The organism is Pseudomonas sp. Irchel s3f7 (assembly GCF_900187615.1).
GTDB lineage: Bacteria > Pseudomonadota > Gammaproteobacteria > Pseudomonadales > Pseudomonadaceae > Aquipseudomonas.
The window spans coordinates 77,155-103,208 of the sequence record NZ_FYDO01000010.1 but is presented as its reverse complement, the minus strand read 5'-3'; the positions used below and the strand labels follow the sequence as shown (position 1 = coordinate 103,208).

Annotated in this window: 16 protein-coding genes and 2 pseudogenes; 6 read left to right on the top strand and 12 right to left on the bottom strand. The window is 52.9% G+C overall.

The window, feature by feature from the left end; translation table 11 throughout:
- Positions 1-33: 33 nt before the first annotated feature.
- Positions 34-1,590 carry a PLP-dependent aminotransferase family protein gene (locus CKW19_RS10840; RefSeq protein ID WP_095057885.1) on the top strand — a complete coding sequence of 519 codons (1,557 nt, stop codon included), beginning with the start codon at positions 34-36 and terminating at the stop codon, positions 1,588-1,590.
- Between the two features lie 14 nt (positions 1,591-1,604).
- Here the strand turns inward: CKW19_RS10840 and CKW19_RS10835 are convergent, their stop codons facing one another.
- The 3 genes from CKW19_RS10835 to CKW19_RS10820 all read right to left on the bottom strand — a co-directional run bounded on the left by CKW19_RS10835 (position 1,605) and on the right by CKW19_RS10820 (position 10,602).
- Complete coding sequence (locus tag CKW19_RS10835; RefSeq protein ID WP_095057884.1) at positions 1,605-6,104, bottom strand: dermonecrotic toxin domain-containing protein; 4,500 nt, start codon at positions 6,102-6,104, stop codon at positions 1,605-1,607.
- A 188-nt stretch (positions 6,105-6,292) separates the two neighbouring features.
- Positions 6,293-7,324 carry a histone deacetylase family protein gene (locus CKW19_RS10830; RefSeq protein WP_095057883.1) on the bottom strand — a complete coding sequence of 344 codons (1,032 nt, stop codon included), beginning with the start codon at positions 7,322-7,324 and terminating at the stop codon, positions 6,293-6,295.
- A 1,913-nt stretch (positions 7,325-9,237) separates the two neighbouring features.
- On the bottom strand, positions 9,238-10,602 hold the full coding sequence (locus tag CKW19_RS10820) for a hypothetical protein (protein ID WP_143500321.1): 1,365 nt from the start codon (positions 10,600-10,602) through the stop codon (positions 9,238-9,240).
- Positions 10,603-11,247: 645 nt separating this feature from the next.
- On the opposite strand from CKW19_RS10820, the gene CKW19_RS29045 reads away from it, so the two are divergent.
- Positions 11,248-11,568, top strand: coding sequence for a hypothetical protein (locus CKW19_RS29045; RefSeq protein WP_256580320.1), 321 nt, complete (start codon positions 11,248-11,250; stop codon positions 11,566-11,568).
- A gap of 1,735 nt (positions 11,569-13,303) precedes the next feature.
- Here CKW19_RS29045 and CKW19_RS10810 read toward each other — a convergent pair.
- From CKW19_RS10810 to CKW19_RS10765, 9 genes and pseudogenes are all read right to left on the bottom strand, one after another.
- Positions 13,304-14,371 carry an SAVED domain-containing protein gene (locus CKW19_RS10810; RefSeq protein WP_095057880.1) on the bottom strand — a complete coding sequence of 356 codons (1,068 nt, stop codon included), beginning with the start codon at positions 14,369-14,371 and terminating at the stop codon, positions 13,304-13,306.
- A gap of 8 nt (positions 14,372-14,379) precedes the next feature.
- A complete protein-coding gene (locus CKW19_RS10805) occupies positions 14,380-14,835 on the bottom strand; it encodes a Mov34/MPN/PAD-1 family protein (protein WP_095057879.1) in 456 nt (151 codons plus the stop codon).
- On the bottom strand, positions 14,825-16,483 hold the full coding sequence (locus tag CKW19_RS29495; protein ID WP_371856343.1) for a ThiF family adenylyltransferase: 1,659 nt from the start codon (positions 16,481-16,483) through the stop codon (positions 14,825-14,827). Before CKW19_RS29495 ends, CKW19_RS10805 begins: the two co-directional genes overlap by 11 nt.
- 56 nt (positions 16,484-16,539) lie before the next feature.
- On the bottom strand, positions 16,540-17,745 hold the full coding sequence (locus CKW19_RS10795; protein WP_095057877.1) for a nucleotidyltransferase: 1,206 nt from the start codon (positions 17,743-17,745) through the stop codon (positions 16,540-16,542).
- Between the two features lie 239 nt (positions 17,746-17,984).
- A pseudogene (locus tag CKW19_RS10790) lies at positions 17,985-18,440 on the bottom strand (RND family transporter); the annotation flags it as partial.
- 590 nt (positions 18,441-19,030) lie between these two features.
- Positions 19,031-19,969: a copper homeostasis membrane protein CopD gene (gene copD / locus CKW19_RS10780; RefSeq protein ID WP_060543723.1), complete on the bottom strand. Its 939-nt coding sequence runs from the start codon at positions 19,967-19,969 to the stop codon at positions 19,031-19,033.
- A 3-nt stretch (positions 19,970-19,972) separates the two neighbouring features.
- Positions 19,973-20,356, bottom strand: coding sequence for a copper homeostasis periplasmic binding protein CopC (copC, locus tag CKW19_RS10775; RefSeq protein WP_060543722.1), 384 nt, complete (start codon positions 20,354-20,356; stop codon positions 19,973-19,975).
- A 255-nt stretch (positions 20,357-20,611) separates the two neighbouring features.
- Positions 20,612-22,000: a heavy metal sensor histidine kinase gene (locus CKW19_RS10770; protein ID WP_060543721.1), complete on the bottom strand. Its 1,389-nt coding sequence runs from the start codon at positions 21,998-22,000 to the stop codon at positions 20,612-20,614.
- Positions 21,997-22,686, bottom strand: a complete 690-nt coding sequence (locus tag CKW19_RS10765; protein WP_060543720.1) for a heavy metal response regulator transcription factor — start codon at positions 22,684-22,686, stop codon at positions 21,997-21,999. The genes CKW19_RS10770 and CKW19_RS10765 overlap by 4 nt, the downstream gene beginning before the upstream one ends.
- 97 nt (positions 22,687-22,783) lie before the next feature.
- Here CKW19_RS10765 and CKW19_RS29490 point away from each other — a divergent pair.
- The 4 genes and pseudogenes from CKW19_RS29490 to CKW19_RS10750 all read left to right on the top strand — a co-directional run.
- A pseudogene (locus CKW19_RS29490) lies at positions 22,784-22,946 on the top strand (plastocyanin); the annotation flags it as partial.
- Positions 22,947-23,048: 102 nt separating this feature from the next.
- On the top strand, positions 23,049-23,306 hold the full coding sequence (locus CKW19_RS10760; RefSeq protein ID WP_060543719.1) for a DUF2933 domain-containing protein: 258 nt from the start codon (positions 23,049-23,051) through the stop codon (positions 23,304-23,306).
- Between the two features lie 2 nt (positions 23,307-23,308).
- Entirely contained in the window at positions 23,309-25,672 is a 2,364-nt protein-coding gene (locus CKW19_RS10755; protein ID WP_082457625.1) for a heavy metal translocating P-type ATPase, read from the top strand.
- Between the two features lie 112 nt (positions 25,673-25,784).
- Positions 25,785-25,985, top strand: a complete 201-nt coding sequence (locus CKW19_RS10750; RefSeq protein WP_082457640.1) for a heavy-metal-associated domain-containing protein — start codon at positions 25,785-25,787, stop codon at positions 25,983-25,985.
- Positions 25,986-26,054 lie beyond the last annotated feature (69 nt).

Here is a 26,054-nt window from a genome sequence, read left to right as displayed (position 1 = left end):
GCCATTTATGTGTAATTTCATAGGTCCATTGAAATGACCAACGAGCCACTGTCCTTGTCATTCAACCCCGCGGGTATCGAACTGGATCGCCGTCAGGGGTTGAGCCGTCAGCTCTATCAAGCGTTGCGGATGCGGGTGCTGGACGGACGCCTGGCCAGTGGCACGCGCTTGCCGGCGAGCCGCGATCTGGCGGCGGCGTTGGCGATTTCCCGAAACAGCGTGGTGCGTGCCTACGATCAGCTCTATGCCGAAGGGTTTATTGAGGGGCGGGTTGGAGACGGGACTTATGTCGCGCAACTGCCTCAGAATGCCTTGTCGCCAAAAAAACTATCCACAAAAGTATCCACAGGCTTTTCAACAGGGTTACCCACAGCCTTATCCACAAAACGGCTTGATTTACCTGTGGATCCATCCAGCAAAGTTATCCACAGTGCTGCTTTAGGGCGCGTTGAAAAACACCATTTGCCCACGCCACCGAGTGGCCCGCTGCGGGCTTTTCGGGTCGGTGTTCCGGCATTTGATCTGTTTCCTTTCGAGGTTTGGGCCAAGCTGAACGCGGCTTTCTGGCGTAAACCGGATTTGCAGCAGCTGTGCTATGGCGACCCGGCGGGTGATGCACGATTGCGCGGCATGATCGCGGCGTACTTGCGCAGTTCCCGAGGCATGCAATGCACGGCTGAGCAAATTGTGATCACCAGTGGCGCACAGCAGGGGATTAGCCTTTGTGCACAGCTGCTGGTGGAGCCGGGGGACGGGGTTGCCATAGAAAATCCGGGGTATCGAGCAGCCGGGCATGCGTTCGCGGTGGCGGGGGCTCGATTGCACGGCGTAACGGTGGACAGCGAGGGCATCGCCTGTACTGAGTTGGCGGCGCTGGGCGATTGTCGTTTGGCCTATGTCACGCCGTCGCACCAGTACCCGACCGGGGTGGTCATGAGCCTGGCACGGCGTCTGGAATTGCTGGCCTGGGCCGAGCGTACTCAAGGCTGGATCGTCGAGGACGACTACGACGGCGAGTACCGCTACAGCGGCGCACCGTTGGCGCCGCTGGCGGCACTCGATCGCAGTGGTCGAGTGTTGTACGTCGGCACCTTTGGCAAAGTAGCCTTCCCGGCGTTGCGCCTGGGATATCTGGTGTTGCCGCCGGGGCTGGTGGACGCCTTTGCGCAACGTCGGGCGGTGGATGTGCGTCATTCCGAAGTGAGCACCCAGGTGGTGATGGCCGAGTTCATGGCCGCCGGGCACTTCCAGCGGCATATCCGGCGCATGCGCCGCGCCGCCTTGAGTCGACGCAATGCCTTGATGAGCGACTGGCCTGTGGATATCCCGGGCGTAGGCAGCTTGCCCAGTGTGGCGGCGGGGCTGCACATGACCGTGCCGGTAGACAATCTGGAGCGCGAACGTGAGTTGGTTGAAAAGGCTGCCAGTGTCGGTGTCGAAATCAATCGACTGAGCAGCTATTGGCTGCCAGATTCAAAGACACCGGAGGACAATCGTGCAGGTCTGGTCCTGGGGTTTGCCGCTGTGCCTGAAGCGGCGATAGCGGCAGCCCTGGTGCAACTGAAAGAGGTATGGCGTGGCCCCGATTAGCCGGCCAGCCGGTGTCAGGTTTTGGGTTCCAGATCAAAAAATACCGCCGGCTCGGTGATGGCGCGCAATACGTAGTCGATGGGCGCCAGGTCCATCAGTTCCTTGCGACGTTCAACACTCAATGTGGCCAAATGCTGATCAGCGATTTTCAGGTGTGCTGCAGTGAATTGCTCTTTCGCAGCCCCAAGCGTGTCGTAGTGAAAGTGCGCCAGCCACAATGGCTGATCCTTGTTGGTGAAGTCGAGAATCCGGTATTCCTCAAAGTAATCCTTGCGTTGTTTTGTCTTGATCCGGCCTTGCTCGTTTTTGACGATCCGTACCTGGTTATTGCTTAGCATCCATTGCAGATAGGCCTGACGGGGATAGCGCTCCTTGAGCATCATGGCGCGGGTTTTGATGCCTTCCTTGCGTAAGCGGGTGGCCTTTGCTCTGAGCTCTCCGGGGAGGGACGCGACGGGAAACGTACCTGGGGACTTGCGCAGGATCTGCTCGACATCGACAGCCATTTGCTCCATCCGGTTCGCTCGTAGATCGAAGAGGTCCTGCATGTCTGCGGGCACTCGCTGGGGTTTAAGGGCATCCTTACGTGTTCGCTCGACGAAGTTATCAACGTCCAGGTTTAACTCATCGCCCTCGTAGACAGTAAGCCTGTCGGTACGTACCGGTAACAAGGCAGGAGCTGCCTTGACGGGCAGAGCCGCTTCAAAATCCTGATCCTCGTTCTGCGACTGTTCAGGTTCCGAAACCTTTGATTTCGCAGAGGCCCGCGGTCGGCTTTTACTGACTTTGCCGGCGAGCCTTGATGGGCCTGCGACGGCGTGTTTGACGGTGGTAGTTTTAGCGGTCGCCTGACTGGGTATCAGTTTGCCCAACTGGTCTTGCCCCGACGCCTTGAATTCGCAGATCAGGCCGCGCACCCGCTCCAATTCGACAGGTTGAACCTGTTCCGGGAAGTCGTTGGGTAAATCCTGCAAGCGCTGTTCGGCATCGGCTAATGTGTCGATCTGAGTGCTTAAGGTTTCGATGCGAATTGCGGTGGTCGTATCGTCTGCTGGTGTTTTCAGGAGTTTTGCCACTTGTCGGCTGGCGGTCGTTGCATCCACGATGACCTTGGCAACAGCTTCGGATACCGGCTCCATATCGATGCCGGCAGCGGGCTTCAGAGTCAGCTCGTAGGACATGGCAATCTGGTTGGCCTTAAGGTCCCACTGTGTGAAAGCTGGCAGCAATCTCTTCATCGCGGATACTTGAGGTATACCGATTTTGCCAACATCAATGAGTCGATCCATGGTTGCGTGGGACAGTTGGAGCTGGGCAATCATCTTGTCGCTCAACTGAATGGCCTTGTTGGCATCGTCCAGCAAGGTCTGCCGTGAAGCGGTTGCCCCAGATTCGTTCGTCAGACGGCGAAGGAGCTCTGCGTAGGTCTTTCTTTTAGCTAAAAACCACAGGCCGATGTATTTTTCCAGTTCACAGGACAGGTTTCTAAAGTCCCGCTCATTGCCACCATTGCTACCAGCCTTAGGCAACGACCTCAGCTCCTCGACTTGCTCCAGAGCCGCCTTGTAGTCCGTGATTTGCTGTTCGAGAAGCGTAAGGAACGAACCCTCTGTTTCTTCTTCGAGCTTTTCAGGAGTGGTTGCCAATTGCTCTTGTGAGTTTTCGAAGGCAGCACGTTTGGTGTCCTCAAGGTTTTTGAATTCCTTTATCGCCTTTTCCAGCTCCTCTTTTCTTGCGAGGTCTTTTTTGCGCTTGGCGTGCAACTGGCTTTTGAGGCTTACCCCGCCGGCACCACCACGCAGCCGCAGGCGCAAGTCCAGATGCCAATGCCCCTGTAGATCATGAATCAATAGAGGACCCGTACGTGCAGGGTTGGCCGGGTAAGCAATTTTTACATCCCCGTCTTCATCTTCAACAACCTTGAACCAGCGCTCGCCGACTTCTGCGAATAGTGTGTCCTCCAGTTGATGCAACGAAGCGTTGCCTCGTTTGAGCAGCGTCAAACCGTCACTCGCCAGATCAGGCATCGGGACTTTGATGCTGTCCAGATATTTACCCAGCGCTGTGGGTGAGCGGCGGGGGATGGAACCGCCGACTTCAAGCGATGAGTAGTGGCTGATGGGCAGGTCGCCGGTGAGGGGCGTGACATTCATTTCTATCGTCGGCGGCGTGACGGGTTCTGGGCGAATGATCGTTTCGGCCATCTCACTTCGTCGTCCTGATTCAGGCGTCACTTCTGCCTTGCGTCTTGAAACAGCTCGATGGGCCAACACCATGCCCAGCATCAACAGCAGGTCACCCATTGCCGACCACTGAGTAAGTTTGTCGCCACGCAAATTGGCATCCTGCGCTTGCTGAATATCGGCGAATGCTTGCCAGACCCACACCGCGACGCCCGCCGCGCCACTGAAGAAATTCGACGCGACGTTGAACACTGCCCACCCGCTTTCGCGCAGCAATGCCCACCTTCGCTCGGCGTTGGATTGCGATTGCCGATCAGCGAGTTCGGCCAAGGCTTTGGCATTGCTCTTGAACAGCACGGAAAACACATCGCCCGTCAATTCATCAGAAGAGAGCCCGACCGGGCCGGCCCATGTGATTGAAGTCCAGGGTTCGGCCAGTATTTGGGTCGACAGCCAAGGCGAAGGCAGGCCGACAGGAAATGCGTACTGGGCATATTTGAAGCTCAGGGCGGTGTCGGGCAGCCAGGCTAGAACTGAGTCACGCAGCTCTCCCGGTTGATGCAGGGCATAAATCAGGTTTTGCTCTGCAGGGAACTGCAGCAAGGGTTTTTCGAACAGCGGGCGATAGAGCAGGCAAGGCCCGACGTCGGTATCGCGTGCAGCGATGATGAACATGTTGGCGACGTTATCGCCGGTATGCCTGCCGCCATGGGTGAAGGTTAGAGGGCGAATGACCACGGGTTGCGGATTGCCCGGCGTGGGGTCGAGCCATGCACGCAGGGTACGGTAGCCCTGTTCATCAATGCCTGCGAGTTGACGAAGTTTGTGCTCCAGCGCCATAAGCGGCAGCAGTACGCGCAATTGCTTGATGTAAGCACTTTCTTGCAGAGCTGACTGAACGTTGTCATCAATCAGCTTGCTCTTGATCAACGTCGGATACGTCTCACCAATATTGACCTGAGCTGCCTTGGCCGTCAGGTAATCGATGGTCAACCAGTCGGGGACTGTGTGTTCATCTGTGAAGCGCAGAGTGGCCTGGTAGGGCGCCTCGTTTTCGAGAGCATATTCACCGAGCGTTTCGGTGTGCCTGTCGAGCGGGTTCGGGAGTGTCAATCCACCCGCTTCGAAGCTGTTGGTGATAGTGATTTCGAGCTTGTCGAGGGGCAGCGCGGCAGCGTTTGTCTTGTTGTCCGCCAGGATCGCTTCACGCATTTTTTGCTGAGCAAAGTCAGTAATGGGCGGGATCTTGTAGAGCGCAGGGTCGGATACTTTGAGCAATTTACCCATGGCCTTGATGGATTGACTGTAGACATCCAGATCCGCAGCCGAGGCATCAGCCAGCCAGTCAGGTATCGCCTCGTCAAGTTGGCTTCGCGCAGGCCCTTGAGGGGCGTTGTGATGCAAGGGTTCTTCCGATGGGTTTTCACCGGTGATGGCACTCAACGTGTCAATTTGCGTACTGATCAGCGCCCAGGCCATGTGGTCGAAAAAATTGCCGTCTGGTTCGAACAAGCGCCATTGCATGCTACGCCTTGCCAGCTCGTCGTCTATCCGTGCAGGCAGCGAAGCGCCGAGTTTTTCCAGTGAGTCGAAGGATTCATAATCGTCTTCTACGGAGTACATCATCACTAGGTTGCGACCTTTGTATTGCCCGGTAATGACGGCTGCGCCGCCGATCATCAGATGTCGGGTGCCTTGCGCGTCGACAGTATCAATGTCGATCAGACAGACCTTGATGTTGGCAACCGTTGGATCCTGCTTTGTTCTTTCCTGTTTATCGGGATATTGAAATACAGCTCGCGCCACATAGCATTGATCGCTGTTCCAGCCGTTGGCGCTATTTACGTCCAGCATTTTTTGCAGCGCGTTGGACAGCTCCTGCCAGCGAGGCGCGCTGTGCCCCTTGTCGTTCCAGAACGCTAACTGGCGCTGGCCAAATGCGACAAACAAAAGAGGCGCGTAGTCGTTGAGCAACTCGCCGATTTCTTCGATGCTGATGTTCAGGTGCACGACGGGCGTGAGCAGCGGCAGGCGGGTCAGGAACTGCTCACCTTCGAAATAGTGGGCGGTGGAGGAGGTGAAGAACTGTCGCACCAACGCCTGGGTCAGCGTTTCGTATTGAATCGGGCCGGCGATCAGTTGATCTTCAATGTATTGCCACTGCGGGGTGCCGATGAGTATCTGGTCGGGATCGAGATCGCGGGTCGGGTAGCGCTCTTTCAAGGCCTGTCGCAGCATTTGCGCCGCCACATCGCTGACGGTGGGGCCTTGTCGGGTTTCGTGGGCCGCAGTACTTTTCTTCGGCAGCGGTGTGTTAGCCGTCTCTGTCATTGTCATTTCCCTGTGACGATGTGGGCGATGGGATCATCGCCTCGGGACATCTACGGTAGGGGAGCATGTACCTGACAGGGTGGTAGATATGTATCGGTTACCTTTCGATCAGCGAAAAACTGTGGCGAGGGAGCAAGCTCCCTCGCCACAGGGTTCAGTGTTGCGCTTAAGTGCATTGCAGTCGTTGTTCACTGGCCGCTTTCAAAGCCCTGCAAAACGTTCACGGCGTTGATGCCGATTTCTTCCACCGCGTAACCGCCCTCCATCACAAACAGTGTCGGCTTGCCGAGGCCGGCGATGCGCTTGCCCATGGCCAGGTAATCCGGGCTGTCGAGCTTGAACTGCGAGATCGGGTCGTCCTTGAAGGTGTCGACGCCCAGGGAGACGACGATGATGTCGGCGCCGTAGCTGTTGATCTCGTTGCAGGCGTGCTCCAGCGCCGCGCTCCATGCCTCCCAGCCCGAACCGGCCGGTAACGGATAGTTGAAGTTGAAGCCTTCGCCGGGGCCTTCTCCCGGCTCGTCTTCATAGCCGAGGAAGAACGGGAATTCGGCTTCCGGATGGCCGTGGATCGAAGTGAACAGCACGTCGCTGCGTTCGTAGAAAATCGATTGCGTGCCGTTGCCGTGGTGGTAATCGACGTCGAGGATCGCGACTTTCTTGTGGCCCTGATCGAGGAACGCCTGGGCGGCGATGGCGGCGTTGTTGAGGTAGCAATAACCGCCCATCAAATCGCCGGCAGCGTGATGTCCCGGTGGACGGCACAGGGCGAATGCACTGCGTGCGCCGCGCTGGATTTCCGCTTGGGCCGTCAGGGCGACTTGCGCTGCGCTGTACGCGGCTTGCCAGGTTCCGGCGGTGATCGGCGCGCCGCCGTCGAAGCTGTAATAACCGAGCTGACCGTGCAGGCTGGTCGGTTTGATCGGTCGCAAGGTGCGGGCCGGCCAGGTGTAGGGCAGCAGATCACCGTCGGTGTTGAACTCGGTCCAACGGGCCCAGGCACCCTTGAAGAAGTCGAGGTAGTCGCGACTATGAATACGCTCGATCGGGTCGCGGCCGAAATCCTTGGGCGCTTCCACCGGGCCCAGATTCTGGTTTTGCACCCTGGCCAGCACATGGTCGGCGCGCGAAGGCATCTCGAAGCAGGGCTTGAGTTGCCCGTCTATCAATTCGCAACGGCCGTGGTGCAGGTGGTGATCGTCCGAGTAGATCGTCAGCATTTCTTGTTCTCCGAAGGCGGATTCGATTGAACACAGTCTTGCGGCATGGGCAGTTTTGGAGAACGGCAGGAAAGGCCAAAAGGGGATCGATACGGCCAAAAAAACTGACCGAAATTCGCCCCTTACTTGTCAGGGCGCGCTCCTACAGTGTTATCCGTGGATTTAGACAATAAAAACTGTCTCGAAACAATAAAAGCTGTCTCAGAGGTTGGGGGCCTTCTTGGGCCTCCAACCTCTGTGCTTTATATTCTTTTTTGTAAAATGGTAAATTAAGCCACTTGGCTGAATCGGAAAACGTTCATTGTCCATTGGGCTGGAATGGACAGTCATTGAGCGCTTTGGTTGATATCCACGATCGTCAGTAGTGGCTCTGACAGGAAACCTGGCCCAAGAATGGTTGGATTCGACGACACCCCAAGAGCGTGCGGACCAGATGGCGCTATTTCAGGGTAAATCATCGGAGGTCTCTGAATGGTTCACGTCGATCGTGTATTTGGCAATGTGCGCAATCAAGGTCGAGCCCTAATCGAACCGGTTGGACAAATCCAAGGTGATGATTATAAGTGATTGAAGTCATCGATAGTCTCCCGTATTGACTGCCAATAAGCGTCTGTTGTTCGAAATGCGAAAAAAGCAATTTTTGTTATTGACCCGAGGCTAGTAATTGGGTTTAGTTGACTAATGCTGAAATCAATTTTGTTTTTATGAGTAAATTCGCCGAGATAGTTGTTCAGATCAACGCAGACATTTTTCCAGTGGATATCACCCTCCAACACATATCCAAGCTCTCTAAGCTGGTTATAAATCGCATGTCGCACATGCGAAAAATTTGCATTGTGCACTTTGCAGTGTAGGAGTTCGCGTACAAATTTTGCATATTTTATGTTAGCGGCTTGGAGTTTGTTTTCATTTTCATTCAGATTAAACGCTTTTGCGCATCCGTGGAAGCTAGAGTTTAAGTGTTTTTTTATAGGAGTGTTACAGGAGGGGCAAATCTCATCTAATGATAGGCCGTGTAGGTCGCAAACTTTTATGCTAGATAACAAGTGATGTCGACGTATGTAACCGACGCCGATAGTTTCTAGGTCGGTCGTGATGCATTGTCTACAAATACGCCATGAGTCACTCGGTGTGATTACTGTCAACGGATTCGTGCTTAACCCAAGTGATTTAGCTAAAGGAAGTAGTGTTGCTGTATCCGCCAGTGTTACAAGAGTGGGATTACTTTCACGAATAAAACACGTCAACGTCTTGCGGTAATTGAATGGCGGTTTGATTTTATATTCTTTACGAGAAAGTCTTCCTAGATTGAATAGTTCCTTTTTTCGCCGGATTACTGACCCGATATATTCGTCAGGAAGTGTTGAAGGTAGTAAATGCAATTTTTGCCTCTAGCAGCACATCAAAAATAAAATTTCTTAAGTTTATTTGTATTTGTGGCTATACATCCTCGGAACAGGCCCATCTGTATGGCTGAGGGGCTGAGTCTAACTAAAGTAGCTGGCGAGCGACAATGTAAGCTTGTTCTTTGTTAAAGCGACCTTCACTGATCGTCCGCTTTTGGCCGTTCTGTGTTTGTCATGACGGGCAAAAGTCGTCACTCTAGGAGCCGTCGGCGGCGTTTTGGGGGTCGCAGGACTACCCAACCTCAAGGACATCAAAATTAAATATACAGAGTTCAATGCGGAGGAAAATGCTCGGAACAGCGCGCCTACCGGAATGCTTCTCAAACACTTGAGACAAGCTTACCTAGGCGAAGGACAGCTACGGGTTGATTGCGATAGACATAAACGAGACGGACATAAACGGCACGGATTTATTGCCTGAAAGTAAATCCGTCCCGTTTCCGCGATTTTGTTTTTCACATTTTAGGTTGTAAAGTCAAGAGAAGACTAACAAATAAAAAACAGAGGTCACTTGCTCACTTCTCGAACTTTTGAAATAATCGAAAAGAAGTGCCACTTCGAATTACCAATCTCAGAATCACGGGAATCTTCAATAGATACTTTCCATCTAAAAGCACCTAATTCTACGACCTCAAAAACCATTTTATTATCTTGAGTAACATAGCGCCCCGCCGCATGAGCCGCTGGAAGCCACTTACCGTCACCAGAAAGTTTTTCGACCATCACAATAGACTCAGCCTGTTTTTTGACTTCAGTCCAAGACAAAATCACTTCTCCCGACGGAGCAGATAGAGACGCACCATCTTTAGGTGAAAGAATCTCTACCCTTTCTTTTGAATCTATGTATTCCTTGTAGAGTTCAGGAGAAAAGTAGGTGGCAACACCTAAAAGTAGAGTACTTACAATGCTCATAGTCCATGAGCGCATAGGTGACCACTCCTTTTTCATCGGAGGATGTACGCATGTTGCCGGCTCCGCAACAGACAGATCAACTGCTGTCTCAAACAACCTTTTTAACTTAAACTCATCTGCAATCAGAATCCATGTTTTATAGCCCGTAACGCTTTTAATAAATACAATGTCGGGTGAAAAAATCAGGATCTTAATAAAATCCAGTTCACTCTTGTTCAGGTCGCGATATTTATCGCTAGAAAATATTTCAAAAAGCGCTAAGCCTACTTCAAAAAGACAATGCACGCTTTCCATTTTTCTTTCGTTATTTCTTTCATCACCGAACTCATAGGCATATCTAGCAAATATGCCCTGGCGGTCGATTAAGATACTGTTTTCATCGACTTGATGATCGATATTTTTCTTCAAGGTATCTTCAATTATTCGAGCCCTCGGATTTCTATGACGAGTTAAGGCCTCAACAGCCACCACATCCGAAATAGAAGCTTCACCTAGGCTCTTTTCATAAACTGCCACTGGATAAATTTTTGGAGAAAAACTTTTATAATCAGACCTTCCGTGTCCGAAGCAAATCACAGAACAAACAGCTTTAACTAGATTGTGAAGCCCCGGATGAGACTCCATATCTTGCAGTACTAGAAGGCTGGCAGCGACTCCTTCACGCTGTACAATCAACTTAGAAACCAGTAAAACAACAACATTGGCTGAGTAAGTATGTATATTTATATTAATGGCTTCTGGCGCGCCAGAACCATTGTCATATTTAAGGGGGAATTTTTTCCCTGAGAAGCCATTGTCGCGCATGGCTGGCTTAATAGCATTATAAAAGACTATCGTTGGATCTAAGGTCTTAGGTGCTATCGGAAAAAATGAAACCCCGCCCATCTTTCTGACAAACATTTTTCCTTGTAGCACATTAAAAAGGCTACAGCTACTTGTATACTCAATGCCGTTTTGCATAGGTTCAACAAGCACCTTCCAAGACAGATGTACCTTAGAAATAAGTCATACCTTCTAAAAAATGGGTCAGGGGGAGAGGAATCGAACCTCCTTCTAAGAAACGCCCAGCATACCCTTGCGTCCCCCCGATTTTGCGACGCAGTTTACATGCATTTTGCCAACGAAAGCGAAGTGCTCCTGAGCACAGGAATCGCATTTGACCTTCAGGTTGCGGAAACGACATAAAAATGCGGAAACGATGACCACCACACACAGGGGCTTTCGCTGCGTCCGAGCTACTCCAGTGAGCGAGCCCTGCCATATAATCCGCACTTTTCCATAATCAGGTAAGTGCCAATGAGGGTTGTCGCTGTAGTTGTCGGGGTTCTCGTTCTCTGTGCCTTGTCAGCATTTGCTGGGCTGACAGCCGGTATAAACCTAAACCCGCAGTCAACAGTGCGATTCGTTCCAGACTGGGGAAGTGTTGGGGATTGGGTGTCGGGAGTGGGCGCGCTGTTGGCGGTTATCGCTAGCCTGTACATGGTCCAACGAAGCGAGAGATTCCAGCTGGCCAGAGACAGTGAGCAGGTTATGTTGACCCAAGAGCCGAGTATGGCATGGCTCACGCTCCACATAGCATGCAAGGGACTGAGGAGCTGCACGGTAATGGACCTCAGAATAGGTCACGGTGGAAAATGTAGCTCATTGAAGCATGCGCTTTCGGATCGGAACAAAGGGGTATTTCCAGCCCGTCTTGAGCCGGGGGAGATGGTCCAACTGGATTGGAGTGGTAGAGATCTCATCCCAACGCTACAGACAATTTGTCATCTTGGTCTGGAGAATACCGAAGGGCTGTATTTTGAAGTTGTGACCGGCATTTCCGTGCATCGTTTTGGCCTCGACACCTTGACACTCGAAGAACTGCAAACCGGGGCCGACGCCTTCGACATATCCCTTACAAAGCGCGAAGACGGACTACCATTTTGAGAGTCTCATAAACAGGAGGAGGCTTACCAAAATCAACCCGAGCCGTGGTTCGAGCATGGGCTCATAACAGAGCTGACCTGGCACGCCTATATGGCCTCATTGGGAAACACATCGATCGACTCCGCATTTGTACAGGTGACATCCACATAGGGGAAACATACGACCACGGATGTGTGACGGTAATTACCGGTGGGAGTCGCAGGCTTCTATACAGATATGGAATCAATCGTAATGTTCGGCGAGAATTTCCGCATGTGCTGTGCCTTCATAGATCAGGGCGTGGTTCGTTACTTTTTAAATCGACGTGATTGGATAGACCAGTTACCAGCGGAAGTTGAAACATGGCGGGCTCGCTTCGCTCACAAGGAAATTGTCTTCGAAATATTCAAATTGGATGAAGAGATGTAGCCGTTCAGAGCGCTTTCGGACGGCTTAGGATGGCTGACTTAGGTCGATTGCTGCCTGTCGCGACAGGCAGAATTCGGCCAAAAACGGTCTCTCAGTTTCTTTGCGAATCAGGGGCAATTTAGTCACCGGTAGAGTTGAAAAAATTGTCCGCAGCGAGCCTGGAGGGTATTTAGAAGTACCCAGGGTATTTTAACTCTCAGGTTATGCCGCAATGATGATATTCGATATGTCGTTATAGCGCTCATAGAACGGGTAATGATCGTCAGCTAAGGCGAAATTACAGGCTATGCATTCATCCCCTACAAGCTCCAATGACAAAAGCTACCATTAAAGTAGCTTCTGCCAGCGACAACCTATTTTTTTGAGGACTTGCTAGGTTTCAAGTCGGGTTTATTTCCCGGCGTGTCTTTATTGTCACGACGACGCTGATCAAGTTCACCGGTTGACTTAGCAATTGGCTTTGGGCCTGGTTTAAGCGCCATAACATTTCTCCTTGATGTTAATATTTATTTGGGTTGTTGCAGAATCATCTTATTGGTACTGATGAATACTTTCAATAGACATAAGACGCTTGATTTTAGCTATGTGAAAAATTGAATTAGCTTTGGCAGCATCTACTGGTTATCTAACGGTAGGCCAGCTTGTTGGTTTACGTCCATTGGTGCGACGTTGCAGGTAGCACAGCACGTCCAGAGTCATTCGAGCATCGCCCCGGGCGCGGTGGGCGCCGACCTCCGGCCCCGCATTCGCTGGCGGCCTCGATCAGCTTGATCCAGCGCCATTGCCAGCCCTGGCGCCCTTCTACCCATTCACCATTCCATGAGGCATACAGCAGCATTGCGCAGGCGGTAGTCAGCTCCGGGGGGGTAGTCCGTGGCGCTTGCGGGTCAGCGACAATAGGCGCCGATCAAAGGAGACGCTGTAAGCCACGACCGTTCACCCCGCGACGATAGCCGCATATTGCTCAGCCACCTCTGGCCCGGTCAATGCGGTGGCCATCATGTCGTCGGTGATACCCATGAATCCATGTGAAATCGTGCACGGTCTGAGACAACCAGACCAAGGCCTCCTGGCAAGAGTATCGGCAGGCCCTACCTGATGTTCACGGAAAGTCAGAATAGTTAAAAGGACTATAGTGGTGTGAGGGAAAATGGGGTCAGGTATGTACTCGTCCACTGCGAAATTTCGCTGTCAAGCCGCTAGCACCCCGAGATTGAATGACTGCTTCTGGCCGCTCGCTGCATGTCACGACGGACGGGAGTCGGCCAAAAGCTGCCTGTCACCACTGCCCACTTGCGCCGCCACTATCGGTGGGCGCTCCTTGAACTTATCGTTGTGTCAACTCAGCTTGGGGTAATCCCGCCACTGGCATCCTAACCGCCCAAGGGAATCGTTTGGGATCGCCCTGCTCATACTGGTTAACTTCGAGAAGAGGAAGATTACGTTTGTCGTAGAGCGTACCCAACCGCAGCGTGAGACTCGCGGGTGCCGCCAGAAATAGAGAGATTTCGGTGACACCTTGCTGAGCCAGAGACATCACAGTATCTAGAAACTGCTGCGCGAGCTGCTGCTGCTTCGTCTCGGACCAGTGCGAACTGGTATTGCGCCCTTCCAACTCCAATTTGATGATTGGAACGCCAGTTTCAACAATACGCACATCAGCCTCAAGGACATCGTATGAAGCAGACACGCAAAGCGCCACTCGCCTCACAGCCGCGTTGGCAGCATCCAGCCCTGTAACAACGAAACGTTTGCCATCATCTTCATCGGCAAGCGCGCGCCACGCATGCTGTGTCCGATCCCAGTCCATGATGAACGTTCTGGACTCATCATCGACAATCACACCGAGTAGAAAAAGAAATGGTACCGGGGCGAGCCCACCGAGCACGAAGGAGATATCCGACCTGTCCAGCCCATCACAACGTCGGGCGATATCATCGGGCAGACTAGCGAGGCGGCGTATTGCCGCATCAGGACTGACGATTTGACCATCTACAACGCCTTGCCTTAGATCTATTATCACCTGTTCGCGCCGTCCCGGTATTGAGGAAGGGACTGCCGATGCCAATGGTTGCCCCTGCCAATCTCGCAACCCTCTCGCCTCAATGACGATGGCTTTCTTGCGACTCTCCTGACGGATGTCGCGAATGATCAGGAGCCCCCCCAACAGGACGATGAAGCTCGCGATGACGAACACCCCCCAACTTAGCGCGCCAGTGCTGCCAGCCGAATCCCAACTGAAAATAAAGGGTCCATGGGAGGTGGGAATAGTTACACCGACCGTGAGCCCTACAAGAACAACAGCAAAGAGTGGCACCCCAATTTTTACTAGTGTCACACCCGCTGATCTGCGCCTGAAGATCCAGTCAATGAATGACCGCACAAAATAATTCATCAACGTTATTACTCCAAAATATCGACTGGCGAAGGGTTAGCGCTTCGGCAAAACAGGGTGCAGGAGCAGGAAATTCTGCGCCACCAGCGCAACCTGACGATCAGCAATACAGCGAACTCGATTCCCCGTTCCCCCTCAACCAAATCGATCATTGAAGCAACGTCCTGAGTGCTCGGTGTTACGGCAAACCGAGGATGGGAATGCCACTCTCCCAAGTAGTTGAATCGATCGTATTGATGGCCCGTCTCGTGAAAGAAGGCACTCAGTGCTTCAGCATGGGCCTCCGAACTACGGACGAAATGAGCGCGCCCGCCAGTCTGACTATCAATCGATAAATCGACGATCCGAAAATGACCTGGCGCGATCTGCTCCCCCATCAGCACACCACCAATTTCCCGGCTACCAGCGGCTCTCAGCGCCCCTCGCAATTTGCCCTTCACGTGATCAGCGATCTCAACCTGCATCGTTCGCTCCGGCTAACAGGTCGGCTACAAATTGGCTTAAAGCCTCGGAATCACCTGCCTGCGCCTCTGTGTCCCAGCCATCGCTTGCCCCGAGGTCGATTGGTCTCACGTCGAAGGGCGCGGTGAATATCCACCTATCAGCCATTCCGATTAGGTAGGCGGAAAAAGGGAAAATCGTCGCGTCGGGGCGGGCAAGAAGGTCAATGGCAAAACGAGACAAGTGTGCTGCAATAACAGAAACATCTGCGTCATCAGCAATCAAAGGCGTCCCTGTACCATCAACCACCGAGTAAGGCTGTGAGGTGCCGTCTTCAGGCCACGCAATAGCCTGTTCCGCGTACCAGGCCTCGATCCGCTGCCGGGCTGTGAGAGGAGTCGGGTCTATCCCAGGCCGTAGGCGAACGACAATGCCACCAGCCCCGCCACCGAATACCTGAGCCCAGCACATCTGTTTCTTCGCCCTACGTGCAATGGACGCACATAGGTTGAAGACCGCCGGATCAGCGGTGGCATCTATGATCAAATCACAGTCCGCGATGTACCCCATCGTCGCAGAAGTTGCCCCACTACTCTCCTGTCCACCCAAGACTGTAGAGCGGCTTAGAACTTCGCACTCATTGCTGACTTCCTGAAGCCGGACTGTTAGTGCTTGCGACTTATGCATCCCAACCGCTCGCCAGTCGAGCTCGTTTCGGACCAGGTTGCCTGAGGCAAGCACGTCTCCATCTACGAGTACAAACCGACCGACACCGGACCGGGCAAGGTGCACAGCGACTTTAGACCCGACGGAACCACAGCCAACCACTGCGACTTTCGCTGCTTTGAGGCGAGCGTACTCTGGGTCGAGGCGCACGCCATCAAGCTCAGCAAAGACTTGGTCATAGATGAGCAGCTTCCGAGATCCAACTTCACCGAAGACCATTGGGACCACGATGGCAGTGCCATTAAAGATGATGACCCCTATAAAGCCAGACGCTTGCAATAGCTCGGCGACCAAAGATTCGAAACCGTGACGTTCAAGTAGCGCCACCAGATCGTCGAGCGTTTGGCACTCGATTGGTGCGCCTTCAGGCAAACGGACCACCTTAGCCGCTGATGAACTAGCCCCGTATCCACGCTTATTCGGCTCGACCCATATAGAAGCATCTGCGGAACCAATACGCGAAAGTTGGGCCGCAGCAACACCGGCGAAATAGTGTTCCTGAATTTCAGCATCGACCACCTGTCCCTCTCCGACCATAGACAAGCCGGCACATACGTTGCGCGAGTAGAGGAAGCGAAACACTGCGCTTCTCGCCCGCTGAGCCGGAAGGGTTCGGTGCTCAGAAAGTGCATGTTCACCGGTCTCATGCTCGGATGACAGCAAGCGATAAGCACTTTCAATCATCATGGCGCCCGTGATTTCTGGCGTCCAATTGTCAGGACGGTACTGCAAACAAAGCTCGCCAGATGCACCGTATTGATGGCCCGACAAACGAACTCCATCCCGCGGGACAACCGAAGGAGTTGTATCCGGAAAAAACTCGGGGTAGGTGAGTGTTAACGGAATTATCCGCTCACCGACTTGCAGATCGAAGTCAGCAGCAATCTGTAAGTCGGCCGCAAACCGCCAGGTTATGTTCACGAGCCATGGGTTCTGATCGGCCAAGTCCGAAACTGCGGTACGTTCGGACTGCGCACGTCCGGGCTGCTCCGCCCACCAAATCAAGCAAACCCCCGAGGCGAAGTAGGCTCCCGACGAGTGTTCGGAAATACCGGAGTGCTAGCGGCTGCAGAACCGACTGCGGCCGCGGCCGTAGCGGGATGTAGCATGGTTCCTGGAGGTGGCCCGAGTCGTAAGGCAGCTCTGTCCGCCACCGCTCCCATGCGGGGTTGAATGCTTTCGATCAAGCGACGTCGCTCTACTTGTCCCGCAAGCGTTTCGAAGTCCTGGCGGGCCTGTTGCAGCCACTCAAAGAATGCAAGTTCCCGTTCAGGATGCTCAGGCCACTTATCTGCAAAATTTTCGAGGGGGTCAGAAGGATTGCGAATGATGCAATGATTTCCATCATGCTCAATGAACTGGTCCATTCGCGAAAGGATCGAGTAAAGAGCATCGGCGATCTTTTCTTCGCCGTTGTATGCATGAGCGGCAAGCGTGGTGATGATGATCGAAATAGGGCGCTCGTCGTACCGCCCTTCAAACATACCGTCACGGTGGCGCTTCAGGATCATGATGGCTGACTGAAGCGGCGTCCGAATCCTGTAGTCCGGAATATCCTCTACGCTAGCTTTGATAGATTCCGCCAGCTCCCGCCTACGCCGTTCGAATAGTTCGCCCATCCGCTGCCTGAACCACTCGGCATATCCTTTAGGGTTCGAGCGCTGCCAATCATCCGAGAGCACCTTATAAACAGGTGACTCGATGTCGGTGATAACCATTGCTGTCTCAGACCATTTCAAGTCCAATCCGCGAGTTTCAAGCAACAGGCGCTGGCGGGCTGCGTTGGGGACAGAGGGAACGATATCCATATGGAACTGAGCACCATCCGCATAGTCTAGGACCCAGCAGCGGCGCCCTTCGCGCACGGGCTTAATCATGCTCTGAGCGTTGCGGTAGGCTTTTATCTCGTCGCCAACCAACGTTTTCAGTTCGCTCTGAGTAAGATCCTTCGTTCCGAGGGTGCGAAGCAAACAGACAGAATCGACGTCGTACTCCTCCTCATCATTCAAAGGACGAATCGCCGTACCCAGCCGAAAGGACCCCTGCACGTAAACCTGCGGATCGTACTTGACGACGGTGGACTCTGGACGGTGGAGCCAGTCACCAAGTGACGCATAGCTACGGCGCGCCTGCTCGTATCGTGATTCACTGATTGCAAGCTCGTCCGCTAGCGCGGCGAGAAAATCTTCGGCGGTTTTCGTCGGCATCTTCCTATCCTCCCTGATTTGGTCAGTGTTCTATCATCAAAATGCCATCTTCGATTAGAAGCGCGATGGTGCATAGTTGTCCAGCATGTTGACGCTTCCGCCGAATTGATCCGCTTGCCGATGCAACACTGACCCACATCCGACCGGAGCAACTTCAGCACAGCCAATGGTTCGCAAGGAATAAGACTGGGTCAATGAAATCTCAGCAACTGGGGGTCAATTTGGCATCGGCCTCAACAATCTGGTATCACCGGGCCGCCTTCCAGGCCCTCCTCGGTGACACCTGTCCAACGAGTAGAAGGAGTCCACAGCGACTTCATCGTTGCACGGTCAACCCCCGGAAGCAGATATACCTCATCGCTGAGTTGCTGGAGTGTGTGCAAATAATTTTTGTCGTAGATGCTTCCCTCTGGATTCACTACGGCAATGCGCACAGCATTCCCAAGACCGGCCAGTTCCTGGCGATGCTCAAGATAATTGACGATGTAAGGATGCTCACGCGGGATCATCTTCTCGAAACTGGCATTGAGCGTCACATGTGTCGCCTGCCATGCCAGCAGAAGTGTCGCGGCCAGGCATAGCAGCATAACCAAGGCACGATGGTTAAACAGCGCACGCTCCAGTACGGAGCCAGAGGCGCTGTCGAAATCGTTGAGACTGCCTGTAGACGGAGGGGGGGAGGTCTGTACGTGCATGGCTCAGTCCGCGATCTTGGTGAGGGAGGATGGCGCTACGCGCCGCGCGCCGGCCACACCAACAGCGACTAGGGCACCATCGGCTGTGTTTGTAACGGCGGTCAAAGGGAGTCCTTCGGATATGGGTAATTGCATTGATTTGACCACTTGTTTGCATTCGACTTGACCAGTCAATTGCATTCGACTTGACCACCCGTTTGCAATCGACTTGACCAGCGATGGATAACGTATTTCTTCGACCAAAAAAGCTTGGCACACGCTTGCCTTGGAGCTAGACAGGGCTGAAATGATGCCAAAGCCCACCGCCTTTGATGGTTGTGTCGCATTCACGGTGCAAATTTTTGCACTTGTTTGATCAGTGGGGGGCCGAATCGATTTTCGCTGCTGCGAGCGGGTCTACGCCACGATGGACCTGTCCAATTTGTCGAAGCATGAACAGTAGGTCGGCTCACTCAAAGACTGCTTCGGACAGTCCTGGTGATACTTGATGGAGTGAGGTTCTGTCATCGAGATGCTGCTGAGCTTATCCATAATTTCTGATACAAAAATCAGCAATCCCCTGGGGGTAATTTGCAAACAGCGCCAACACTCTACTCCATGCTCATACCCATCTCTGGGCTCAAGGTTCCTAACCAAGCGACTAGGCAAAGTATGATTATTGCTAGCGTGAGCTCTACAGCCATACTGCGTCGCAAAGCATTAACAGCTCCAGTGTATTGACCGCCCTGGATCGATCGTTCTAAAAGTGGGCTCAAGTGAAAGCGGTTCAACGTAGCTAATGCCATCATTACTGCAAACAGTGAAACCTTTAAACTAAGTAATACACCATAAGTACTGAGCGTTATCCCATCAATTGTTGGACCTACAATGAAAAGATAATTCACAACGCCCGAAACACTTAGACTCACCACGATCACTGCACCAGCCAATTCAAACTCAGTAAGAGCTCGGGAGAGAATTCGTAACTCTTGTTCACCATTTAGAATTTTAGTATGCAGCAGTAAAGCGAATGCGGCCAGTGCTCCCATCCAGCCGCCGGCTGCCAAAAGGTGAAAGATATCGCTAATGAAATGCATATAACGAAGATTGCCTTCGTCCATCGCGCCATGGCCTGTCCATGCCAAGGTAGCGAGCGCAATGGCACCAGCCAGAGTAACGACCCAAAGGCTGGAGGTTGGGAAGCGTTTGTTGAGATTGACAGCTATACCTGCCAAAACAAGCGCTGCAATTCGGACCATCCAGGTGAGCCCGACATCGGTACCAGTAAGCACCATTTCGAAGATATGTTGGCGAAGCTCCGTAAACTCTGAAACGCCGCTCATTGCTTTCGCAAGCAACAACATAGCGGCAAAAGACAGAAGTAAACCACCAACAACGGTGCTGAAAAGGAGCGACTCAAAATTCAAGACTGCGCCGGATACCCGCTCCTTTCCCCTGAGGCTGTACAAACCAAAAATAGCCAATCCAAAAAGCAGCATCAGGTCCAGATAAAGAGCTAAGCGAATCAGGATATTGATTGAGTCGCTCATGAATCATTTCACTTTGAAAGAAAAGTTACCGGTGATCGGATGAGTGTCCGAAGAGACTGCACGCCATTCAACTTTATAAGTACCAGTGGTCAATGGAGCCGCCGGTGTGATGACCATCATTTTCGGATCATCACCGCCCGAGACCCCAGCCTTGACGCCCATGGGGGAATTCGGCATGCCGGGCATGTCGGTCATGATCAGTTTTGCACCTGAGAACTGAGTCGTCAGGTTCTCCGAGAAGTGCAGCTCGATCTTGGCAGGTGCGACGGAGGTCGAACCTTCCGAAGGAGTGGAAGAAAGCAGTTTCGGATGCGCTTGAGCAACCCCGCTCAGAAGTAAGCCGGCGGTAAGCGCAACAGCTACGGTGGTAGCTTTAAAGAAGGACATGCAAGACTCCTCACAGCTTGAGCTGTTGATTCGAGGTTTGGTTGGGGAGATCTGTTTTTACTTCTCGACTCTTATAAAAACCAGAGACGGAAATCGAGCGTATGTCGCGTCCTGGTAAGCACTGCACTCAGGGAACAGGTCAAGACTCCCACGCCACAGTGCTGGTACACGATGCCACATGAGAACAGACCGTTCGATTACAATTCAGTAAGCTTGGGATGTGCCACACTTCGCAGGCTAAACGCTGCCCTGGGTTTAAGCGCCTTTCAGGCCGACGCCAGGGAGCTCCATATGGAAGGCTGTTTTTCCATTGGATGAGGTGCACCAGATCTTGCCCTCATGAGCTTCTATGATCGACCGCGTAATTGACAGTCCCAGTCCGGCATTGCTGGGGCTTCCTTCGCGTCGTGCCGGATCTACTCGGAAGAATCGATCAAAGAGCTTTTCTAAGTGCTCGGGGGGGATGACAATCCCTGGGTTTTCCACCGTCACTACTGTGGACGTACTTCTCTCTTTGATATCGACACTGATGGTCCTTCCCTCTGGGGTGTACCTCAAAGCATTCGAAAGCAAATTCGAAATGGCTCTGTGAATCATCAATACATCGCCCCGTACACTTCCTGCTCCTGAAACAGCCAGGTTGATGTCGCGTTCATCAGCCAATAGGCGGTAATACTCAAGCAGTTTCTCCACGACCTCCAGCAGGTCGATCTGTTTGTTTTCAGGCTTGATTAACCCGTTGTCGGACTTGGCAAGGAAAAGCATGTCGTCGATCATTCGCGACATTCGCTTCAAGTCATCGAGATTCGAATACAGATTGTCTTCGTAGTCCTCAATATTCCGTTTTCTAGAGAGCACCACCTCTGTATGAGTCATCAAATTGCTGACTGGGGTACGCAGTTCGTGAGCAATGTCTGCTGAGAAATTTGATAACCGCACAAACGCATCATCTAGTCGGGACAGCATCGCATTGAACGACGATACCATCTGTTGCAGCTCTTTTGGGACCGGCCCCAGGGGGATACGATCCTTGAGTGATTTGGCTGACATCGACGCCGCGACCATGGTCACTTGATGGATTGGACGCATACCACTGCGTGCAACCATCCAGCCTAAAGCGGCACTGACAAGCGCACTGATCGCCAGCCCGATCCAAAACCATCGCTGGAGGGTCTCGAAGAAGGCCATATGATGAGTAACATCAAGGATCAAGATTACGGTCAACGGCTTGTCATGACCATTGACCATCGCTTGTGCTGTCAAACCACGGAACATGTGCTTTTGGTCTTGCCATTCCCATACAGTGTTGGTTGTCACCGAGAGGAACTCTTTCGGAACCTTCATGGGCTGGGGATCAGCGAAAAGTAGTTTATCGTCGACATCCAGAATTAGGGCCGTCAGGTCACGGTGAGCCCCAAGCAACGCTTGTAACTCGGGCTTTAACTCGTTGAATTGATCGATATTTTTCAGCTCTCCCAAAATTCTTTGAGTTGAGTGAAGCTTTTCGTTCAGGGCCTGCTGATCCAGCATTTTGAAGTGGTGCCGGCTCAGGTTGTTGAAACCGAGGCCGGCGATGGTGAGCACAGCCGTTACTGCAAGCATGAACATCAGGCTCATGCGCGTAGTCAGGGATAGACGGTTCATTCCGATTCCGAATCTGGTGCATCGAGCATATAACCCATACCTCGCGAGGTCTGGATCAGCTTGACCTCAAAGCCATCATCAATCTTCGCCCTGAGCCTGCGCACCGCTACCTCAATTACATTGGTGTCGCTGTCGAAGTTCATGTCCCAGACTTGCGAGGCGATGAGCGACTTTGGTAGCACTTCGCCTCGGCGACGGAGCAGTAGTTCCAGGAGTGCAAACTCTTTGGCCGTAAGATCTATGCGTTTGCCTGCCCGAATGGCCCTGCGTTTGAGCAGGTCAACGTCAAGATCGGCAATTTTCATATGAGTTTGCGAGGGCATGCCGTGACCACGGCGGAGCAGTGTCCTGACTCGAGCTAGCAATTCAGAGAATGCGAAGGGTTTGATGAGGTAATCATCAGCTCCGAGCTCAAGACCGTGGACTCGATCTTCAACACGATCTCGTGCCGTCAGAAAGAGTACCGGAACGTCCTTTCCTGACAGGCGTACCCTCCGAAGGACTTCCCATCCATCCATCCCTGGCATCATGACGTCCAGAATCAGCAGGTCATATGCTTCGCTTAAAGCATGTTGAAGAGCCTCAGTGCCGCTGGTGTAACGATCGACATTGAACCCAGCCTCGGTAAGACCCTGCTGCAAATAGATACCTATTTTCGGTTCGTCTTCGGCAATCAGAAGTCTCATAGAGGTGGCTCTCAAAATTGTCATTGGCTGAGTTTGCATCGAATTCGTCGAGCCAACCAGAAACTGACAGAAAAGTAATCTTGGCCTCAGGTGGACGAAGATGGTCAGGATGGAGCACAACGATCCAACATCCTCTGAATAAGCCTGACGCAAACAAAGACCCTACCTGGACCGTCTCCCATAGCACAGACCTGGAGTTTTCCAGCAATGTACCAGGCCACTATCAATCAGGAATGGTTGGCCAGTTTGAAGTGAAGTAAAGCTTGGATTGATTGATCGAGATCATAGCCTCAAGGCGAGCGTGGACTACTCTCAGACGCAGATGCCACTGCAACTCTGGGCAGGACAATAGGAGCAAAGTCATGGCTAACCATCGGCATTCGGTTGAAAACGCTGCTTCACCTTTCTGGAGGAGCAAAACAGGTGTAGTGCTGATCATGCTGGTTGCAATCGGGGGTTTTTACGTGGTCCGGGAACACTTCGGCCATGTTTCACCTTATCTCCCCTATTTGATTCTGTTGATCTGTCCGTTGATGCACTTTTTCGGGCACGGGCACGGGCACGGCGGTCATGGACGACACGGAAGTTCGGAAGCCAACAAGGACGAAAACGGAAACTAACCATGTCTGACGCCACGGATCACCGCGACCAAAATCACGCCCATTCGGTAAAGTCCTCCGATGATGGAGGTCTACATGATCCAGTGTGCGGTATGGCTATTACTCGGCCGAGCCCGTTCAGTGAGCTTTATGAGGGACAGGCATATCAGTTTTGCAGCTTGAAATGCCAAGAGAAATTTCGAGCAGAACCTCAACATTACGCTGCTGATCAGTCTGATAGCCATCCCTCTAGTCACATCGAGCCCTCGGCTGAGCCACAGTTGGGTACTGAATTCACTTGCCCCATGCACCCTGAGATACGACAGCCAGGCCCTGGCACTTGCCCGATTTGTGGAATGGCATTGGAACCGGTCATGCCAGGGTTGGAAGAGGAGGAAAACCCCGAACTCAAGGATTTTGCCCGTCGTTTTTGGTGGTCATTGCCATTAACTGTGATAGTGACTCTGCTCGCGATGGCGGGACATTCATTACAACTCTTCCACGGAACCCAACAGAACTGGGTGGAGCTGCTTCTTGCAACCCCGGTGACTCTCTGGGCTGGTTGGCCCTTTTTTGTGAGGGGTGTAGCCTCTATTCGGCTTCGCAGTCCAAATATGTGGACCTTGATTGGCCTGGGTACAGCGGCTGCTTATCTTTACAGTATTGTAGCCACGCTCTTCCCCCAGAGTTTTCCCGCCAGCTTCACGCAAGATGGACGCATCGGGGTCTACTTCGAAGCCGCAGCAGTAATCATCTCATTAACATTACTTGGGCAGATTCTTGAGCTCAAAGCCCGATCGCAAACCTCCGCTGCCATTAAATCTCTTCTGGGGCTCTCACCCAAAACGGCACGCAAAATCAACGCCGATGGCCAAGAGGAAGATATCCCGGTGACCCATGTCCACAAGGGTGACCACCTCCGGGTAAGGCCAGGTGAAAAGGTGCCTGTTGATGGTTTAGTACTGGAAGGCGAAAGCGCAGTCGACGAGGCGATGCTGACCGGCGAGCCAGTACCAGTAATGAAGAGAGCTGGAGATAGCCTGATCGGCGCCACGCTCAATACACATGGCAGTCTGGTGATGGAGGCGCAGAAAGTTGGCGCCGAGACGGTGCTATCGCAAATCGTGCTGATGGTAGCTCGTGCTCAACGCTCCAAAGCCCCCATGCAACGCATGGCCGATGTCATCGCCGGCTACTTTGTAATGGGTGTCATCACAATTGCGGTACTGACTTTTCTGGGGTGGGGTTTTTTTGGTCCTCAACCCAGTTGGGTTTTCGGTCTGATCAATGCAGTGGCCGTGCTGATCATCGCCTGCCCCTGTGCATTAGGGCTCGCGACCCCCATGTCGATCATGGTTTCCTCGGGTAAGGCAGCCAGCATGGGGGTACTGTTCAGGGATGCCAGTGCCATCGAGAACCTTTGCAAGATCGATACGCTGATCGTCGATAAGACCGGCACCCTGACAGAGGGGCGTCCGGTATTCCACAGTGTAGAGGCCACAACGCCTTTCGACCCCAATGATGTCCTTCAATTGGCTGCCAGCCTCGATCAAGGCAGTGAGCATCCTCTGGCTCACGCAATTGTTGATCACGCCCGAGCTGAAAACCTTGTATTGAGCAAGCCTGAATCGTTCGAGTCTGGATCTGGAATCGGAGTCAGCGGCATGGTTAGCGGCAAGAAAATCCAAATGGGTAATACCGCCTTGATGGAGGAGGCAGGCGTGAGTATCAGCCCTCTCCAACATCGTGCGGAGCTGTTACGACTTGAAGGTATCAGCATCATCTATGTGGCTGTCGACGGAGTGCTGGCTGGATTGCTCGCGGTGTCAGATCCGATTAAGCCAACCTCCAAAGAGGCCGTCACTAAGCTCAAGGCTGACAATGTAAAAATCATCATGGCCACTGGCGACGGACTCACCACGGCACGAGCTGTAGCCAAGGAAATGGGGATCGAAGAAGTCCACGGCGAAGTGAAACCTCAGGACAAGGAGCGTCTGGTCGCGGACCTTCAGCAACACGGTCGTCGGGTTGCCATGGCTGGCGACGGTATCAATGATGCGCCTGCCTTGGCCCGAGCAGATGTGGGCATCGCCATGGGGACAGGGACAGACGTCGCGATGAACAGTGCACAATTGACCTTGGTTAAAGGCGACTTAATGGGAATTCTTCGAGCGCGTGCTCTTTCTGTCGCAACAGTAAAAAACATGCGGCAGAACCTTGGTTTCGCCTTCCTCTACAACGCGATGGGGATACCACTCGCTGCGGGCCTATTGTATCCACTGACCGGACACCTGTTATCACCAATGGTCGCGGCCCTCGCGATGAGCGTCAGCTCCGCATCCGTCGTTTTCAACGCATTGCGGTTGAGAAACGTCCGTATAGATTGAGGCCCAGGCATCCATTCAAACTAGGATGTAAAGAACTCTTGACCTTCCTATCGTGGCAACGTTGATGCTGTTCCTGCGGCTAAAAAGGCCGCTCACCATGAGAGGAATAACTATGTTCGTCTTGAATGTTTCAGGCATTGCTTGCGGTAGCTGTGTCAGCAAAATCACCAAAGCTATTCAGTCGTTGGATAGCGAGGCTGCTGTTTCAGTGGATCCTGCTGCTGGCAAGGTCAACGTTGAAAGTATCGAAAGCCCAGAGCGAGTCCGTGCGGCTGTTGAAGCGTTGGGTTTTCCTTCCACGGTTAGTGCCTGAGACGGTGATCTTGCTCCGCGTTAATGCCCTCATGCATAAGCTCTCCATGCCGCATTTCAGATGTGAGCG